1 protein-coding gene is annotated in these 1,252 nt (G+C 62.5%); it reads right to left on the bottom strand.

Annotation, left to right across the window (positions count from 1 at the left end):
* Positions 1-26: 26 nt before the first annotated feature.
* Positions 27-1,186, bottom strand: a protein-coding gene (locus tag G9Q80_RS15265; protein WP_246870535.1) for an IS3 family transposase whose coding sequence is annotated in 2 segments (ribosomal slippage) — positions 27-931 and positions 931-1,186 — 1,161 coding nt in all. Because the reading frame shifts where the segments join, the coding sequence is not laid out codon by codon here.
* Positions 1,187-1,252: the final 66 nt, after the last annotated feature.

The raw sequence follows: 1,252 nt of genomic DNA on the forward strand, positions 1-1,252 counted from the left end.
TGACCTGCGCCCCGCTGGTCCCTCATTCATAACGAGAGTCTGCAGGTCGGATTTGGGTATTCCGGTTTCCCGTCTGGCGCAAGCGCGCCGGGCGCGGAGCCCTCAAATTGCTCAAGCGCTCGGCGCGCTTGCTGCGGTGTCTGGTTGCCAAGCGACGAGTGTGGCCTGACCGTGTTGTAGTCGTAGCGCCACAAGGCCAGCTTGCGCCGCGCATCGTCGAGGCTGTCGAAGATCTCTTCGTTCAAGAGTTCATCGCGAAGGCCGCCGTTGAAGCTTTCGATGAAGGCGTTCTGCTGGGGCTTGCCCGGGTCGATGTAGTGCCACGGCACCGTGTTCTCGTCGGCCCATTTCAGGATAGCCCGACTGGTGAACTCGGTGCCGTTGTCGCTGACGATGCAACCAGGCTGGCCGTAGATCCGGATCAGGGCGCTGAGTTCCCGGGCCACTCGTGCGCCCGACAGGCTGGTGTCCGCGACGAGGCACAGGCATTCCCGCGTGCAGTCGTCGATCACCGCCAGGATCCGGAACTTCCGCGAGGCGCCGAAGCTGTCAGACACGAAGTCCAGGGACCAACGCGCATTGGGATGCGCGGCCACCGGTAGCGGTGTCCTGGTGCCGCGCGCCCGTTTCCGGCCGCGGCGCCATTTTACCGACAACCCTTCCTCGCGGTAGATGCGGTAGAGCTTCTTGTGGTTGATGATCATGACCTTGCGCTCCAACAGGACGCCGATCCGGCGATAACCGAACCTGCGTCGCTTGCCAGCGATCTCCTGCATCTCCTTGCGGATCTCAGCGCTGTCAGGCGGGCGGTTTCGCCGGACAGTCTTGGGATCGACACCGACCAGCCGACAGGCCGGGCGCTGCGAGATGTCATGATCCCCCATCACCCGGAGCGCCGCGTCTCGCCGCTTGGTCAATGTCGTCAGCTCTTCCCCAGCAGGTCCTTCAGCACGACATTGTCTAGCATGGTATCAGCCAGCAGGCGCTTGAGCTTGGCGTTCTCATCCTCAAGCGCCTTCAGCCTAGCCGCCTCGGATACCTCCATGCCGCCGTATTTGGACTTCAGCTTGTAGAACGTCGCCGTGCTCAGGCCATGCCTGCGGCACACCTCAGCGGTCGACATTCCAGCCTCCTGTTCCTTGATCATCCCGATTATCTGCGCCTCGGTGAAACGGCTCTTTCGCATTGTCTGCTCCTTCAGTGTTGGCGCAGACCCTACATTACGGTGAGGGACCAGCGGGGGCAGGTCAAA

Origin of the sequence: Mameliella sp. LZ-28 (assembly GCF_012274245.1) — a bacterium.
Classification (GTDB): domain Bacteria; phylum Pseudomonadota; class Alphaproteobacteria; order Rhodobacterales; family Rhodobacteraceae; genus Antarctobacter; species Antarctobacter albus.